Source organism: Shewanella sp. AS16 (genome assembly GCF_021412365.1).
GTDB classification, from domain to species: Bacteria; Pseudomonadota; Gammaproteobacteria; order Enterobacterales; family Shewanellaceae; genus Shewanella; species Shewanella salipaludis.
Map to the genome: position 1 here is coordinate 320573 of NZ_JAKCLK010000001.1, position 16176 is coordinate 336748.

The following is a 16176-nucleotide window of genomic DNA, read 5'->3' on the forward strand; positions in this document are numbered from 1 at the left end:
CATGATTTCAATTCACCGTGCCAAGGGAGTGCCTGCACCTTATAACCTAATGCACAAGACAAGGAAGTGCTCGAACGCCATCCCTGGCTAAATGCCAGTTCGTCATCAGTGACTCTCGTTCATAAACTCTGAAATCCATGATTTCAATTCACCGTGCCAAGGGAGTGCCTGCACCTTAACCTAATGCACAAGACAAGGACGTACAACGCCATCCCTGCTATGGCTGACACTCTTATGGCCGGGAGAGGTGATACTCGTAGAATGCGACTTGGTCATCTATAGCTGACGGCTCTATAGCTGACGGCTCTATAGCTGACGGCTCGGTGGCTGACGGCTCGGCGGCTGGCAGCTCAACAAACCCCAGTTTACGCAGCAAGTTGGAGGAGGCCTGATTCGTTTTGTCGACACCGCCGATCAACTTGCTCCACTCTTGCGCTTCAATCGCCAGTGCTATTAGCCCCCTTATCAGCTCGCTGGCTAAACCTTGGCCCCAATAGGCTTCACCCAGGAGGTAACCTATGTGGGCATCATGTGCATCTTCAATGTAGATGAATAAGAAACCAAGAATGGAGCCGTTGTCCTTATCCTGGACGGCAAATAAACGGCTCTCGGACAGCATGAGTTCAAGCCAGCGTTCGGCATCGGCAAGCGATTCGATACCCTGAAAATATGGCGGCAGATTTTCGACCACGGCAGGCGTCAGCAGCTCAGCCACCCGCAGCAGAAGTGCATTCAGCTCAAAGGGTTCTGCATCGCGGGCGATTTCCAGCACCCTTAATCTCGCTGTTTGATACCTTGAAAGCATGTTTACCCACCCACTCCGACAAAAATCCCGACACGCCATCATCTGCCACCCGGCGCCCGGCCCAAGATGACAAATTATGGCGGTAGATTATGACGGTTTAGTCACGGGTTAGAAAGCGCGGCCATCGACAAAGTCCCGCTTGATCGCAGACAGGTCGATATCCTGGAGACACCTGACATTGATTGCCGCCATCTCGACCCCTTTATTCGTTGCAAATCCAAATGGCGCGCTGCCGCATGTGGAACAGAAATGGTGCTTGATTTGGTGTTTATTGAAGGTATAGGTAGACAATGAATTGTCTTCCGCTTTGACAGAAACATCGGCTCGGGGGACAAACCACAATAGATAGCCTTTGCTGCTGCAGTGAGAACAATTGCACTCCAGCACAGACTCAAAGTCTCCCTCTACTTCAAAGCTAATCTTTCCGCAATGACAACGTCCTGTATGGCTCATATTCGCTCCTCATCCGCTCATGTTTCGTCTTGGTACGCCTGGCTTTATGGCACGCATGGTTTTATGGTACGCCTGCGTTGTTACTTCATGAAGACAGCAAAAATGAGCATAGCTAGTTCATTGTATTTTATCAACTTACCAAATTCAGGGCGGATATCCCCTGAGAGTGCAGCTGATAAGCAGGGACCGGCGTTCGCCCTAGCCCTTGCCTTGGGTGCGGTTGCGGTTGGGCCTGGCATTCTTCTCTATGAAGGCGATGATCATCTGCGCCACGTCCTTGCCGGTGGCGGTTTCTATGCCCTGCAGCCCGGGGGAGGAATTGACTTCCATCACCACAGGGCCCGTGTTTGAGCGCAGCAAGTCGACGCCACACATGTTGAGCCCCATGATGTTGGCCGCCGCCACTGCGGTGGCCCGCTCCACCGGGGTCAACTTGACTATCTCGGCCGAACCGCCGCGGTGCAGGTTGGATCTGAACTCGCCTTTCTGGGCCTGGCGTTTCATCGCCGCCACCACCCTGTCCCCCACCACCAGGCAGCGTATGTCGGCGCCGCCGGCTTCCTTTATGTATTGCTGCACCAGAATGTTGGCATTGAGCCCCATGAAAGCCTCGATCACGCTCTCGGCCGCCTTGATGGTTTCCCCCAGCACCACCCCTATCCCCTGGGTGCCTTCCAGCAGCTTGATCACCACAGGCGCGCCGCCCACAGTGTCTATCAGTTCGCGGATGTTATCCGGGCGATTGGCGAAACCGGTTCGCGGCAAGCCTATGCCCTTGCGCGACAGCAACTGCAGGGAGCGCAACTTATCCCGGGAACGGCTGATGGCCACGGATTCGTTGATGCTGTAAGTGCCCATCATCTCGAACTGGCGCACCACGGCCGTGCCGTAGAAAGTGACGGAGGCGCCTATGCGCGGGATCACCGCATCGTAGCGCTCCAGATCCTTGCCCTTATACCGCAGCGCCGGGTGGCTGCTGGCGATGTCTATATCACAGTGCAGGGTATTGATAACCTCTATCTCGTGTCCCCGCTCCTTACCCGCCTGCAGGAGGCGCGAGGTGGAATAGAGGTTTTTGTTGCGGGAAAGAATAGCAATCTTCATCTTGTTAGTCCTGGTTGATGGGCCTGGGCCTGCTATGCCTCAGGCCACTAGCCGCGCGGCAACATGTCGGACAATAACAAGGCGATACCAAGGAACGACAGAAAACCGGCGATATCTGTAATAGTAGTCAAGACAATGGTTGATGACTGCGCCGGATCCAGGCCAAACTTCTTCAGCATGATGGGCACTATGGCGCCGGCGCTGCAGGCGATGGCCAGAGACAACACCATGGCGATGGCGATCACCAACGCCAGGCCGAAGGAATGGCTCCAGAAATACACGGCTATCGAGCAGGTGACGGCGATGGCGAGTCCATTCAACAGCCCGGCAAACAACTCCTTGAGCAAGACCCTGAGCCAGTGGCGGGTGCTTATCTCCCTCAGGGTCAGGCCACGCATGGTGACCGCCAGGGCCTGGGCACCGGCATTGCCCGACTGCCCCGCCGCCACCGGCAGCAATATGGCCAGGGCGGTGATTTGCGATATGAGTCCTTCGAAGGAGCCGACGACAGCGGCGGCGGCGAAGGCGGTCAGGAGGTTGATCTGTAACCAGGGCTGGCGCTTGCGCACCGCAAACCAACTGCTGGACAGGGCCCGTTCCTCCTTGCTGGCACCCACCATGGTTTGCATGTCGCTGGTCAGATCTTCCTTGGTGCTTTGATAGACATCGAAGAAATGTATCACCCCCAAGATCTGCTCATGGAGATCCAGCACAGGAATGGCGCTGCATCTATGGCCTTCAAACACTTCTATCACCCGCTCCTTGCTGTCGAGTGCGCTCAGCACCGCCTTGAGCGGCTCGGCTATGACCGCCAGCTGTTCGCCGGCATCGGCGGCGAGCAGCTGCGCCAGGCTTATCTCCCCCACCAGCGCCAGGTTGCTGTCTTGCACATAGATGACCTCCTGGCCCGGCAATTTACGCTGCCTGAGCTGCCTGAGGGCATCGGCGACGCTCAGTTCATCGTAGAAGACGTTGACCCTGGTGGTCATCAGCCGCGCCGCCGTGTCCTCCGGGTAACTTAGCAGCTCGGTAAATTCCTGGGCCAATCCCGGCTCGGACTGGGCCAGGCGGGCCATCAGGGCGGTTTGGGTGTCCATGGGCAAACGGCTGAGCAAGGCGATGGCGATATGGGTATCGAGCCGGGTGATGAGGGTCAGGGCGAAATCGAGCGGGAAATGCACGAAGATGCTGTCCGCCGTCCCCGCAGGCAGGAAGCGCCACAGGGCCACGACCACCCCGGGCGCCTGGCTCTGCAACAATTCGGCTCCTTCGGTGGCCGGAATGCGCGCCAGATGCCGGGCGCTCCTGACGGGGTAGCGGGTGAAGAAGTCCTGGTTCAGGCTGAGTGAGGTTTCAGCCAGTTGTTGTTCGATTGACATACACGCCTCGGCATTCGCTATCTGTGTTGCCACCCGGGTGACAGGGTAAGACTCGCCTCAGTTGAGCGACTCCCGTGTCTTGGGTGATGAAAACAGCTCGGCCAGGGATACCAGGGTATCGCCGTACAGCTCGAGCAATTCGGCCGGGATGGCCTCGGGCCGGGTGTCGGCCCGCTGTTGGCGGCGGACCAGGTTACGCAAATGGTGGTGATGTAAGACGCCGATAAACTCCTGTCTGCGGTTGATCACCGCCACAGTATCCTGGCCTTGCCAGATATCCAGCGCCAGGGCGGTCTGCAGTTCGGTCGCGGCGTTGAGCCTGGGGCCCGGCTTGGACATGATGCCGGCGATGAGGGTCACAGGCGGATGGCGGAACAATTCGCCTATGCCGACCCTGCCCTCCAGTCGCCTGGAGGCATTGACCAGATACAGCCACTGGAGGAAGGCGTAGTTGCGCCGCTTCAGCCGCAGCAGGGCCTCGGCTATGCTCATCTTGCTGTCGAGCACCAGCACGTCGGTTTCCACCAGGGCCCCCACCGTATATTCAGGGTAATTGAGCAGCATCTTGCAGAGGGCCTGCTTGCCCTGGGGCAGGAATGGCAGCAGATGCCGCCTGTCATCCCCGGACAAATACCTGAAGATAGCGGCCACATCTGCCAAGCTAAGCTCCTGTATCAGTTTGCTGTTTTGTCCATCTGTCAATTGCGGCAGTATTTTTGCCGCAAAATCGGGCAGCATGGCTTGCAGCACTCTGGCCGCAACTCCGGTCGGGGCCTGTTGCAACAGCAAGCCCCCTTGCCCTGCGGGCAACAGCTCCAGTTGCCGGGCGGCGGCCTGGGGTTCGATCGTCATATAATGAATGCTGAGCCTAAGATTTGCAGAGTTCATCTTGCCTCCCGTACGGCTGCTCCAGCGCCGTCCCCGAGCCCGCAAAGGCCTCGCCCACAAAGGCCATGGCCGGGAACTGACCACATGGCGGCGCCACTATTGAGTCTCCTCGTCAGGCACTATGCTGGCCTGGGCCTCCAGACACAGCTTGGCCGGCACCACTGCCCGTCCCTGGCTGGTATCCAGGATCAACATGGTGGCGGAGATCTCGACCAACTCGCCGCGGATGCCGGCGATGGCGATGCATTCCCCCAGACGAAAATGTTTCCTGGCCTGCTTGGCGCCCACCAGGTTCTTCACCAGTTCGGCACAGCCTAAGCCATAGGCCAGGGCGATGCCGGCGCTCAGGGTCGACAGCAGCACCAACACCAAGGTAGTGAAAAACTGGATGTTGATCCCCAGCTGTTCTATGCCGACCACTATGGCGATGGACACTATGACAATCTTGATGACGGTGCCGATACGATAGGTCTGTCTGAATCCGCTGGGCCCGGCGTTTGCCATCGCCATGGTCCCGGCCATGCTGCCGATGAAATAGCCACTGATGATGATGATCCCCGCCGCCAACAAACGGGGTAAATAACCGAGTAGCAGCTGCAGCCAGGTCGCGATGAAATCCATTCCCAGGCTAGAGGTCGCCGCCGCGAAGAAGAACAGCATCACTACCCAAAACACGCTTTTCCCCATGATCCGAATCTGCCTTGGCTTGATGTCCAGGCTCTTCGCCGGGATGAGCTTGGTCAGGAAGCCATCGAGGAACTTATGCAACAACAGCAGCAGGGACGTCGTCAGCCTGGAGAGCCCCCAGGCGATGAGCCAGCCCAACAGCAGCAAGAACAAGGCACCGACGACTTGCGGCACATAGGCAACAAGATAGCCGAGCAGTTGTTCATAACTGACGGCCAGGGCGTTATGCCATCCGCCCGCTGCGGCTTCACTCATGAATGACCCTTAATAAGCTGCTGGTTTAAATAAGGTAGTTGCTGGAACAAGAATCTGCCATTCGCTCATACCCGACTTGGGGAAGCAGACAAGCCCACTGCGGCGTGCTTTACTTAAAAAACACTCGCCTGTTACCTTCGGCAACGAGCCTGGCTGGCGTCAGGTTAAATAAATGTATAAAACATTGAATATAAGCAGGTTAGCTAATAGCATGGCTAAAGATAATCACACCCATGGGTCGATATTTTGAAGGCATTGCCATTCAACTCAGCCTCGGTCGAGGTTCATAAACTGGGTTTTGCCCTGTTGCTGGGCGCCTTGGGGCTGCTGGCCAATCTCTATCCCCTGCCGCTGTTTGCCAATGTCCAGCTCATACTGGGCAACATGGCTTATGTCATAGTGGCTGTGCTGTTGGGTCCCTGGTATGGCTTGGTCTCGGCCCTGTTATGTGCCACTGGGCTGATGCTTTCCTGGTCGAGCCCGCACGTTTACCCCATCTTTATCGCCGAAGCCCTGTGGCTGGGCTTTGCCAAACGCCGGGATATCTATGCCCTGTATGCAGGTATCTGTTACTGGTTGCTGCTTGGGATGCCACTGACCTACCTCTATATCAGCCAGTTTACCGATCTGCCCAGGGAGCATATGCTGTTTGCCGTCATCAAACAGGGCGTCAACGGCCTCATCTACATCAGCCTGGGGGCCGTTGCCATACTCCTGGTGCCCGGGTTCTGGCATTTCAAGGGCAGGCTCAAGGAGAAGCGCAGGCGTAACTTCAGCACCCAGCTGACCTATATCTTCACCCTGCTGGTCACCTCGAGCCTGCTGATTTCCATCTTGGTCTCCAATCATTTTTTCCTGGATAAACAACAAGTCTTACTCAAACAAAACCTGCAGGATTCGGCGAATCATCTGGGGCAGGCCACCCAGAACTATTTGGATAACCACCAAACAGTGATTGCCAATGCCGCTCACTGGCTCAGCCAGATAGGCGCGGATGAGGCGCTGAGACAACAACTCCTGTCCAGCCTGCATGACAGGTATCCCAGTTTCATCACCATGCTGATCGCCAACAGGCAAGGACAATTAGTGGCCGCCAGCCCTGAGTCGCGCATGCTGGATGTCTCGGTGCGGGACAAGCAGTATTCGATTCAGGACAGGCCCTATTTCACCGAGGCCCTGTACAACAGGAAAACCTATCTGTCGTCGGTATTTCTCGGCCGGGGGTTCGGCAGCGATCCCATAGTCGCCATCAGCGCCCCCTTCTATCTCGGGGACGAGCAGCAAGCGGCGGGGATCCTAGAAGGCTCGCTGGATGTGAGCCATTTTATCTCGATAGAGAAACAGAATATCGATCATCAACAGCAATCCATAGTGCTCGTCGACGACAAGCACAAGGTCATCTATGCGTCCAAGCCACTGAAACTCGCCCCCCTGAGCGAGTTTAACTATGCCCTGAGTGGCAAGTCTTATCAGACCAAGCTGGACATGTTGAATCTTGAAGACCTGAGTAGAGACAGCCCCGAGTATATTTTTTCCCGCCATAGGCTCGACAATGGCTGGCAGCTCTATGTGCTTGAGCCCTTCTCACCCCTGCTGCAACTGGCACAGCGACTCTATCTGAATACCTTTCTGATCCTGATTGTTTCCCTGTTGCTCGCCTTCTACGCCACCAAGGTGGTGAGTAAGCTGCTCACAGGGCCACTGGAAGTCATCGCCAGCAAGTTCAATGATCTGAATCGGGAAGAGATCCAGGAGCAATTGCTGGATGATAGCTCGCCCTTGGAGGTCTTTCGCCTGTACCAGAAGCTGGTCGACAGCAAACGCCAATTGCTTCGCCATCAACTCGAATTGGAAGAAAAGGTCGCCATCAGGACCCACGAGCTGGAGCAGGCCAACGCCAAGCTCAAGCAGCTGGCCGAGAAGGACTCGCTCACAGGCCTGTATAATCGCCGCTATGCCGAGCAACGCTTCGGCGGGATCCAGGACTTTTGTGAACGTAACGATCAACCCATAGCCATCGCCATCCTGGACTTGGACCTGTTCAAGCAAGTCAACGACAACTACGGTCATGAGGGCGGCGATGAATGCCTGCGGGCGGTGGCCGAGCTGCTCAGGCATCATTTTTGCCGTGACATAGACATAATCGCCAGATACGGGGGCGAAGAATTCATCCTGATATTGCCCCAATGCAATGTCTTGAACATCGAGGAACACCTGGAAAGGTTCAGGATAAAACTGACCCAATTGGTCATCACCTGTCCCCAGGGGCAACGCAGCTTCAGCATCACCACCAGTATTGGCGCCATAGTCGCCAACGCCTGCTTCAGCGAGCACCTGGAAGACTGGGTGCGTCAGGCGGATATCCATCTCTACCGGGCCAAACATGCCGGCCGTAACAGGATCAGCCTCAGCATGCTGACGCAGGTGACGGAAACCGGCACCCAGGAGCAGATCTGATTTATACTGCAGCCATTGCCTCAACCTAAAGTCACCCAAATGCCATCAGCGGACTCCCATTCAAAACCATCACCAAGGCCCCCAGCCTCCCCTGAACCGGCATGGCTTGGCAGGCCGGCGGCCAAGGTCGCCTTCTACCTGCCCAATCCGCCGCTGCTGGACCCTGGCTGGCAGCATACGGCTGCGGATGCCGTGCCACGCCTCATCGCCCTCAACGGCAATCACTGGCGCAAGATCCTCACCATAATGGCGAAAATCTGTGCCCCGGATGACGATTGGCGCGCCTATCGCGACACCCAACTGCTGAAGCAAGATGAGCAAATTCGCATAGGGGCCGGGACCCTGGTCGATGCCGAGCGCCACCTGGTATGCGGCGGCGTCGCCAGTCAGGCGCTGGGGCTCCATGGCACCCGGGGGCAAGCCCTGGATGACGCAGGCAAGCTGCTGCGAATCGACACCCAGGAAGGGCAACGAGTGCTGCTGAGCCCCTACCCGGACTACCGCCAATATCCCAATCTGCTGCTAGCCAAGAGTCGTGACTGGCTCAGGGCGCAGCTCTGAAAACCGGCCAATAAAAAAGGCGCCGGGTATGACTGCCGGGCGCCTCGCTGTCTATGGCAAAAGCCTTAGTCATACAAGGTAGGAATGGGCTGACGTTTATGTTGGGTCGCCCGGTAGATGCCGATCAGCTTGTCCTCGACCGCCTTGTCCACTTCCTTGCCTTCAAGGAAATCGTCTATCTGATCATAACTCAGCCCCAGCGCGACTTCGTCTTCCAGCTGCGGCCTGTCACATTCCAGATCCGCCGTCGGTGCCTTATGCACCAGGATGTCGGGAGCGCCGAGGAACTTGGCGAGCTGACGTACCTGACGTTTGTTGAGACCGAACAGGGGCGCCAAGTCGCAGGCGCCATCGCCCCACTTGGTATAAAACCCGGTGAGATTCTCGGCGCTGTGATCCGTGCCCACCACCAGTCCACCCAGGAGGCCGGCGATTTCATACTGGGCCACCATGCGCATCCTGGCCTTGACGTTGCCTTTGACGAAATCTATCTTCTCGGTCCCGGGCAAGCCGACGGCGGCCTCCCTGAGCGCCAACAGGGTAGATTCGTGGATGCTGTCGACCCCCTGATGCACATTGACGGTCACCAGCCTGGATGGCTGGATGAAGCGGCAGGCCATCTGGGCCTCGTCTTCATCCTTCTGTTCCCGGTAAGGCAATCTGACGGCGATGAATTGGTATTCGTCGGTCGCCAGCGCCTGGTTCAGGGACGTCACCGCCAACTGACACAGGCGGCCGGCCAGTGAGGAATCGACACCGCCGCTGATCCCCAGCACCAGAGTATGGGTATGGGATGCCTGCAGCTTGGCCTTGATGAAGTCGACACGCCTCTGCACTTCATACTCGGCATCGATCGCCTTGAGCACCTTCATTTCTTTCAGGATTTGTCCTTTCACGAGCCACTCCACTAGGTTTGTTCTGTCTGTTTTACCGGCAACTGGATCGGGCCGCGGGCCATTCCTGTCTGCCGTCTCGAATGCTCCAAATTTAGCATTTATTTGCCCGGGCCTGAACTGCTAATTGCCTGCCGGGGAACGACAAATAAAAAAGACGATCATCAAGGATCGTCTCTGTCTCAGGTGCTGGGCTAGCGGCGGCTGCTATCTTTCCCAGTATGCCTCTTCCAGGCTGTCTTCCCGCTCGGGCAGGCCGCGGGATAACCTGGGGCTATGCTGGGCCAGCACTTCGTAGGCGACCCGGTTGGCATATTTGCAGATCTGGGAGAAGGAGGAATAGCACAGGCCGTCGCGCTTATGCTTGCTCGAGCCGGGCACATTGGTCTTGTGGAAGGTGTTGGCGGCCAAATCATGCAGCAAGGCAGACAGGGCACCATCGCCGGCGCCGTTGGTGTTGCGGATCTGCTCTGGGCCACCCATGTAAGGCGAAATATGGGCGTACACCTTGAGCGGCGTCTGGCAGTCCTGCTTCAATTGCGGGCGCGAGAACTCGTAACGGTTAAATTCAGGGATGGCGCCCGGCAACAGGGTATGGCTGGTGCTGCGCTTTTCCGACTCTTCGGTGTAACCCGCGGTATACAGGCCTATGGGGCCGGCAGTCGTCAGCACCATGTCGCACCACTCGAGCGCGGCTTCGCTGGCCAACAGGGGATCGCTGAAGCCGGTCAGGGCCTCGCCTTCATCTTCGTTCATCGCCAGCACTGTGACATTTTCCTTGATGAAATTCTGCCACCACTTGGGATCTTCTTCGATGAGAAAACGTGTGCCCAGGGTCAGTACCACGGGCACCTCGGCTTGCTTGGCGTATTCTATGGCACACATGGCCGCCTCTGTGATGCGATCGCCACCACTGGCACGCATCAGGTAGGCTGTCAGTACCAGGGCCGAGCTGCCTTTGACCACGGCCTCGTCGATGTACTCGGGGGTCAGTTTATCCATGGCGCCCTTGCTGATGGCGAAGGTGCGTTCGCCACAGGCAGAGATCAGGGTGAAACAACGCCCTATGGGGCCATCGACGGGCTGCAGATAGTTGAGATCTACCTTGGATGAGGTATGGCACAGGTAGCGATAGGCGTAGCTGCCCACTTCGATATTCTGGCTCATCACCCCGAACAGCACTGACTTGTCGTCGGCCAGTATCGAGTAGTTGTGTACCGTGTTGCCTATGGTGCCGCCGGCAAACTCATCGCTGATCAGCTCCTGACGCTTGAGTTCCTGGTAGAGCGCATGGGCTTGTTCGTCATCTATCAGGGTCGAGTTGCCCTTGGGCAAGCCATAGCGAGCCAGCAGCTCGTCTTCGACCTTGGCTTCGATATCCACCAGCGTCTGATCTATGCCACAGACATAGGCGGAGAAGGCCTGGGGTTGCTGGGTCAATTGCTCAAGCAAGGGATCACGGGTTTTGACGGGAAAGTAATGCTTGGACTTACGCTGACCGGGAAACTTCATACTGGGTTCTCTCTCGCTGGCATCCATGCAAACCGGACTCCGAACAGGCAAGCACAGCCTCGAAGTCCCTGATAATTGTGATTGTAGACCAAACGCTGTAACCACTGCGGCCGGTCGAATGGCGGCAGATTCTATCACAAAAATCCGTCGGCGCCAGACTAACCCAGGCCTTGGCGGCAATTATCCACGGCTATTATACCCGAGTGTGAGCCAGCGTTTATTATTCAGGCTTATTCGGGCAGAGTGGCGGCCAAGCGGGCACCGCCTACCCGGGTGGCGAGTGCCAGGCGAAACGAGCGCCCATAAAAAAGCCTGCAACTGAGGCAGGCTTTTCGACAGCTTATCAGCGGGGCGCTTAGCTCAGCGCCGCCTCTATCTGCTCGCTCACGGCGGCCACGGCCTGGGTACCGTCGAACTTGCTGTATTGGGTCTGACCTGCGGCGGCCACCTTGCCATAGTAATCCACCAACGGCTTGGTCTGCTCGTGGTAGATCGCCAGGCGCTTGCGCACCGTGCTTTCTTCGTCATCGGGACGGATAGCCAGGTCTTCGCCCGTGACGTCATCCTTGTCTGCCACTTTAGGCGGATTAAATACCACATGGTAGACACGGCCCGAACCCGGGTGCACCCGGCGACCGCTCATGCGCTTGACGATTTCCTCGTCCGGCACATCGATTTCGATCACATGATCTATGCTGATGCCATTTGCCGCCATCGCATCCGCCTGGGGAATGGTGCGCGGGAAACCATCGAGCAGGAAGCCCTTGGCACAGTCGTCCTGAGTAATACGCTCTTTCACCAGGCCAATGATCAATTCGTCGGACACCAACTGTCCGGCATCCATGACTTTCTTGGCTTCCAATCCCAGCGGCGTGCCGGCTTTAACGGCGGCGCGCAACATATCGCCGGTAGAAATTTGTGGAATGCCGTACTGTTCCATGATGAATTGAGCCTGGGTACCTTTACCGGCACCTGGGGCGCCCAATAGGATAATGCGCATTTCAAGAGTCCTCTTTTCGCATTGATATTCTTCTTAGGGCGGCGATCTTCGCACAATTGGCCGCCATTTAGAAGGGGATGAGCCCGACTTTAGCTCGAGGATGAGAGCCAGCCCACCCTCGGCGGGCATGGCGGAGCCTCAATAAAGCAAGCTGTAGAACTGACGCCGATACTGATTGGCGACGCCATGGCCCTGACCCAGGGCGGTCAGGATTTCCATAAACACTTGTTTAACATCGCCATTGAGTGCCGACATGTCCTGCCTGAGCACGGCCAGCAGAGAACCCAGCGCCTCATCGTCCCTATGGGCCTGATGCAGCGCCCGCGCCAATGCGATCAAGAGCGTCAAATCGTCCGGTGCCTGCGCCAGCTTCTGTTGCAGCTCGCGGATTTCCGGCGTATCGGCCGCCTCCAGTGCCAAAGCCAGCTTGGCCTTCAGGCTCTGATAGTAGCCGTCCTGATCCGCCAGGCCTATCCTGTCGAGCAAGGCCGTGGCGGCGGTGTAATCTTCCTGCTGCAGGTACACATCGGCGAGCACCAGGCTGATTTCGGCGGTCGCCGACTGGCTCTGGGCCTCCTTGAGCAGCACCTGTGCCGTCGACAGCATCTCGTCGCTGACCTGGGGCTGCGCCAACAGGGCCTTGGCCTCGTCCAGCTGCAATTGCCATATCGGCGGCAGATACTTGTCCAGCATTATGCCTATCTGCTGCTCGTCCTGCAGCCCGGCGAAACCGTCTACCGGCTGGCCCTTGTCCAGTACCAGGGTCGTTGGCAGACTCTGAATACGGAAGTAGCTGGCGATCTCCATTTCCGCTTCGCAGTCGACCTTCGCCAGCAGGAAACGTCCGGCATGCTGCTGCGCCAGGGCTTCCAGTCTGTGGGCCATGGCCAGGCTGTCGGCTTGTTGTTCGGCCCAAAACACCAGCACTACCACTTGCTGCATCGAGGCATCGACGACTTGCTGTATGTTGTCTTTGGTGAGATTAAGGACGTTTTCCATAGCCTTTCCTAAAAAGAATGGCGGTAACAGGTACCGCCATGTTGATCCCCGGGCAGGAGGCCAAGCGCCTCCATGCCCTGTTACTTAATGCTAGCCAACAACATCTGATTCATCAGCTTGATGAAGGCAGAAGGATCCGCCAGGCTGCCCTTTTCAGACAATTGTGCCTGCTGCAGCATGAGTTCGGCCCAGTCTTTGAACAGGCTTTCGTCCTGCTGCCCATCCAGATGCGCCATCAGAGGATGGCTCGGGTTGATCTCGAAGGTAGGCTTGACCTCGGGCACGGCTTGACCCGCGGCCTGCATCAGCTTGATCATCTGGGTCGACATCTCGCCCTCACCTGCAACCACACAGGCCGGCGTGTCGGTCAGGCGACTTGTGACCTTGACGTCGGCCACCTTGTCGGCCAGCGCCGTCTTCAAACGCTCGACCAGGGAAGCAGACTCGCTCGCCAGCTTCTCGGCCGCTTCTTTCTCGGCCGCATCTTCCAGCTCGCCCAGTTCCAGATCGCCTCGGGTGACCGAGTGGAGTTTCTTCTCCTTGTATTCGGTCAGGTGGTTGATCAACCACTCGTCGATACGCTCGGACATCAACAGCACTTCTATGCCTTTCTTGCGCAGCAGCTCCAGATGCGGGCTGTTGGCGGCGGCTTCATAACTGTCGGCGACTATGTAGTAGATCTTGTCCTGGCCTTCCTTCATGCGGCCGATATAGTCGTCCAGCGACACCGTGGTGGCCGCAGAATCCGTATGGGTCGAGGCGAAACGCAGCAGACCCGAGATGCGCTCACGGTTGGCGAAGTCTTCCGCCGGACCTTCTTTCAGTACCTGGCCAAACTCGGCCCAGAATTGCTGGTACTTGTCGGCATCGTCTTTGGCCAGCTTCTCCAGCATGCCCAGCACCCGCTTGGTGATACCGACCCGCATCGCCTTGGTCACCTGGTTGTCCTGGAGGATTTCCCGCGACACGTTCAGCGGCAGATCGTTGGAGTCTATCAGGCCGTGGACGAATCTCAGGTAAGATGGCATGAACTGCTCGGCGTCATCCATGATGAATACCCGCTGGACGAAGAGTTTCAGCCCATGTTTGCGATCCCGGTTCCACATGTCCCAGGGCGCCTTGGCAGGAATGTACAACATGCTGGTGTATTCCTGCTTGCCTTCGACCCTGTTGTGGCTCCACAGCAGGGGATCTGTGAAGTCATGGGAGATATGCTTGTAAAACTCCCGGTATTCTTCGTCGCTGATGTCGGACTTGCTGCGGGTCCACAGGGCGGTAGCCTTGTTCATCACCTGCCACTCACCTTCGGTGGCCGGGATCTTCTCGCCATCCTCACCCTCGCGCTCCGGGGTGCCGGGCTGGAACATCTCGACAGGCACAGAGATGTGATCCGAGTACTTGGTGATGATGGAGCGCAGGCGCCAATCATCGGCAAATTCTTTTTCTTCGTCGCGCAGGTACAGGGTGATTTCGGTGCCGCGGCTCGCCTTGGTGATGGTCTCGACCGTGAAGTTGCCCTCGCCTTCGGATTCCCACAACACGCCTTCGTCGGCGTCGTGTCCGGCCGCACGGGTACGCACAGAGACTTTCTTGGCTACGATAAAGGCGGAATAGAAACCGACACCGAATTGACCTATCAGCTGGGAATCCTTGGAGGCTTCGCCCGAGAGGTTCTTGAAGAACTCGGCGGTGCCCGACTTGGCTATGGTACCCAAGTGCTCGATCACGGCATCACGTGTCATGCCGACGCCGTTGTCTTCTATGGTGACTGTGCCCTTGTCCTTGTCTGTGCTGATCCTGACTCTCAGCTCGCCTTCGCCTTCGTATAAAGCATCATTGGTCAGAGCCAGATAACGCAACTTGTCCGCCGCATCGGCAGCATTGGACACGAGTTCACGCAAGAAAATTTCTTTGTTGGAATACAAAGAGTGGATCATCAACTGTAACAGCTGTTTGACTTCAGTTTGAAAACCATGAGTTTCTTGATGTGACATGAAATTTTCCCTTGTTGTTACCAAAATAAGTATTACCCAAGCGCCGTAAATCAGTCGCCGATGTTACAGAAATGGGGCTCAAAATGGCTTTTTCAAGGGGAGAAAATGAATCTCTGCCCAACTGACTAAAAAGGCAACAAAAAGCCCGGTATTACCCGGGCTTGGAAGTCACGCATGACTCGGCGCAGCCGCAGTCGGCTCAGAGTGGCAGACGGCCGTTGAAAGACAGCGCCAGGGTGGTGCTGTCGACATACTCCAACTCGCCACCCACAGGCACCCCATGGGCGATGCGGCTGATGCTGACCTCATAGCGTCTGGCGATATCTGCGATGAAGTGGGCCGTGGCATCGCCTTCGACCGTAGGGTTGGTGGCCAAAATAAGTTCAGTCACCTCCCCCTCGGCCAGGTGTTGCTCCAGCCGTGCCAACCCAAGTTCCTCCGGACCGACCCCATCCAGGGGCGACAGGTGCCCCAGCAGCACGAAGTAACGGCCGTTGAAATGGCCGCCGGCTTCTATCGCCAGCACATCCGCCGGGGTCTCGACCACGCAGATGACGCCGGCCTGGCCGCGCTTGGCGCTGGCACAGATGGGACACAGGCTTTCTTCGGTGAAAGTGCGGCAGGACTGGCAATGACCCACATCACTCATGGCATTGCCCAGGGCCGTAGCCAGCTTGAGCCCGGCACGTCTGTCCCGCTCCAACAGCTGGAAGGCCATGCGCTGCGCCGACTTGGGGCCGACGCCGGGCAAACAACGCAACGATTGAATGAGCTCGTCGACCAGGGGGCTGAATTTCATGGACAGCCTCGATTAGAAAGGCATTTTCATGCCGGGTGGCAACTGCATGCCGCCGGTCACTTCGGCCATCTTGGCCTTCTGGTTTTCTTCGATACGGCGCGTGGCATCGTTACAGGCGGCGGCGATCAGGTCTTCCAGCATTTCCTTGTCATCTTCCATCAGGCTGGGATCGATTTCGACCTTACGCACTGTGTGGGCGCCGGTCATGGTCACTTTCACCAGGCCGGCACCGGATTCGCCCGTCATTTCCATGCGAGCGATTTCTTCCTGCACCTTGGCCATTTTATCTTGCATCATTTGGGCTTGCTTCATCAGATTGCCCATTCCGCCTTTTCCAAACATAGTCATATCTCTTCAATTAGGGTTGTTAGCAACCGGTCAAAGTTGGCT

General features: G+C 57.2%; 15 protein-coding genes. 2 read left to right on the plus strand and 13 right to left on the minus strand.

The window, feature by feature from the left end; genetic code table 11:
- Positions 1-232 precede the first annotated feature (232 nt).
- The 6 genes from LZP73_RS01535 to LZP73_RS01560 all read right to left on the minus strand — a co-directional run bounded on the left by LZP73_RS01535 (position 233) and on the right by LZP73_RS01560 (position 5571).
- Positions 233-772: a GNAT family N-acetyltransferase gene (locus tag LZP73_RS01535; RefSeq protein WP_234232729.1), complete on the minus strand. Its 540-nt coding sequence runs from the start codon at positions 770-772 to the stop codon at positions 233-235.
- 141 nt (positions 773-913) lie between these two features.
- Positions 914-1258, minus strand: a complete 345-nt coding sequence (locus LZP73_RS01540) for a GFA family protein (RefSeq protein WP_234232730.1) — start codon at positions 1256-1258, stop codon at positions 914-916.
- A 198-nt stretch (positions 1259-1456) separates the two neighbouring features.
- Positions 1457-2362, minus strand: coding sequence for a 30S ribosomal protein S6--L-glutamate ligase (gene rimK / locus LZP73_RS01545; protein WP_234232731.1), 906 nt, complete (start codon positions 2360-2362; stop codon positions 1457-1459).
- A 47-nt stretch (positions 2363-2409) separates the two neighbouring features.
- Entirely contained in the window at positions 2410-3741 is a 1332-nt protein-coding gene (locus tag LZP73_RS01550; RefSeq protein ID WP_234232732.1) for a magnesium transporter, read from the minus strand.
- Positions 3742-3798: 57 nt separating this feature from the next.
- The gene (locus tag LZP73_RS01555) at positions 3799-4629 is read right to left on the minus strand and encodes a magnesium transporter MgtE N-terminal domain-containing protein (protein ID WP_234232733.1); all 831 of its coding nucleotides are present in this window, start codon (positions 4627-4629) and stop codon (positions 3799-3801) included.
- A gap of 96 nt (positions 4630-4725) precedes the next feature.
- Positions 4726-5571, minus strand: a complete 846-nt coding sequence (locus LZP73_RS01560) for a mechanosensitive ion channel family protein (RefSeq protein WP_234232734.1) — start codon at positions 5569-5571, stop codon at positions 4726-4728.
- 246 nt (positions 5572-5817) lie between these two features.
- Between LZP73_RS01560 and LZP73_RS01565 the strand changes: the two genes are divergently transcribed.
- Positions 5818-8028: a sensor domain-containing diguanylate cyclase gene (locus tag LZP73_RS01565; RefSeq protein ID WP_326490326.1), complete on the plus strand. Its 2211-nt coding sequence runs from the start codon at positions 5818-5820 to the stop codon at positions 8026-8028.
- 39 nt (positions 8029-8067) lie between these two features.
- On the plus strand, positions 8068-8589 hold the full coding sequence (locus LZP73_RS01570) for a DUF6942 family protein (RefSeq protein WP_234232735.1): 522 nt from the start codon (positions 8068-8070) through the stop codon (positions 8587-8589).
- Between the two features lie 65 nt (positions 8590-8654).
- Here LZP73_RS01570 and nadE read toward each other — a convergent pair whose 3' ends face one another.
- The 7 genes from nadE to LZP73_RS01605 form a co-directional block, all read right to left on the minus strand.
- Positions 8655-9485: an ammonia-dependent NAD(+) synthetase gene (nadE, locus tag LZP73_RS01575; RefSeq protein ID WP_234232736.1), complete on the minus strand. Its 831-nt coding sequence runs from the start codon at positions 9483-9485 to the stop codon at positions 8655-8657.
- Between the two features lie 204 nt (positions 9486-9689).
- A complete protein-coding gene (locus LZP73_RS01580) occupies positions 9690-10994 on the minus strand; it encodes an inosine/guanosine kinase (protein ID WP_234232737.1) in 1305 nt (434 codons plus the stop codon).
- Between the two features lie 355 nt (positions 10995-11349).
- Positions 11350-11994, minus strand: a complete 645-nt coding sequence (gene adk / locus LZP73_RS01585; protein WP_234232738.1) for an adenylate kinase — start codon at positions 11992-11994, stop codon at positions 11350-11352.
- A gap of 138 nt (positions 11995-12132) precedes the next feature.
- A complete protein-coding gene (locus tag LZP73_RS01590; RefSeq protein WP_234232739.1) occupies positions 12133-12993 on the minus strand; it encodes a tetratricopeptide repeat protein in 861 nt (286 codons plus the stop codon).
- Between the two features lie 80 nt (positions 12994-13073).
- The gene (gene htpG / locus LZP73_RS01595) at positions 13074-14987 is read right to left on the minus strand and encodes a molecular chaperone HtpG (RefSeq protein WP_169563048.1); all 1914 of its coding nucleotides are present in this window, start codon (positions 14985-14987) and stop codon (positions 13074-13076) included.
- Positions 14988-15186: 199 nt separating this feature from the next.
- The gene (recR, locus tag LZP73_RS01600) at positions 15187-15786 is read right to left on the minus strand and encodes a recombination mediator RecR (protein ID WP_234232740.1); all 600 of its coding nucleotides are present in this window, start codon (positions 15784-15786) and stop codon (positions 15187-15189) included.
- A gap of 12 nt (positions 15787-15798) precedes the next feature.
- Positions 15799-16128, minus strand: a complete 330-nt coding sequence (locus LZP73_RS01605; RefSeq protein ID WP_234232741.1) for a YbaB/EbfC family nucleoid-associated protein — start codon at positions 16126-16128, stop codon at positions 15799-15801.
- Between the last annotated feature and the right edge of the window lie 48 nt (positions 16129-16176).

Excerpts from the sequence above, each read along its gene's own strand:
- adk (WP_234232738.1), bottom strand. The coding sequence starts at position 11,994 with ATGCGCATTATCCTATTGGGCGCCCCAGGTGCCGGTAAAGGTACCCAG.
- LZP73_RS01560 (WP_234232734.1), bottom strand. The coding sequence starts at position 5,571 with ATGAGTGAAGCCGCAGCGGGCGGATGGCATAACGCCCTGGCCGTCAGT.
- rimK (WP_234232731.1), bottom strand. The coding sequence starts at position 2,362 with ATGAAGATTGCTATTCTTTCCCGCAACAAAAACCTCTATTCCACCTCG.
- recR (WP_234232740.1), bottom strand. The coding sequence starts at position 15,786 with ATGAAATTCAGCCCCCTGGTCGACGAGCTCATTCAATCGTTGCGTTGT.
- htpG (WP_169563048.1), bottom strand. The coding sequence starts at position 14,987 with ATGTCACATCAAGAAACTCATGGTTTTCAAACTGAAGTCAAACAGCTG.
- LZP73_RS01590 (WP_234232739.1), bottom strand. The coding sequence starts at position 12,993 with ATGGAAAACGTCCTTAATCTCACCAAAGACAACATACAGCAAGTCGTC.
- LZP73_RS01540 (WP_234232730.1), bottom strand. The coding sequence starts at position 1,258 with ATGAGCCATACAGGACGTTGTCATTGCGGAAAGATTAGCTTTGAAGTA.
- LZP73_RS01605 (WP_234232741.1), bottom strand. The coding sequence starts at position 16,128 with ATGTTTGGAAAAGGCGGAATGGGCAATCTGATGAAGCAAGCCCAAATG.
- LZP73_RS01550 (WP_234232732.1), bottom strand. The coding sequence starts at position 3,741 with ATGTCAATCGAACAACAACTGGCTGAAACCTCACTCAGCCTGAACCAG.
- LZP73_RS01555 (WP_234232733.1), bottom strand. The coding sequence starts at position 4,629 with ATGAACTCTGCAAATCTTAGGCTCAGCATTCATTATATGACGATCGAA.
- LZP73_RS01580 (WP_234232737.1), bottom strand. The coding sequence starts at position 10,994 with ATGAAGTTTCCCGGTCAGCGTAAGTCCAAGCATTACTTTCCCGTCAAA.
- LZP73_RS01570 (WP_234232735.1), top strand. The coding sequence starts at position 8,068 with ATGCCATCAGCGGACTCCCATTCAAAACCATCACCAAGGCCCCCAGCC.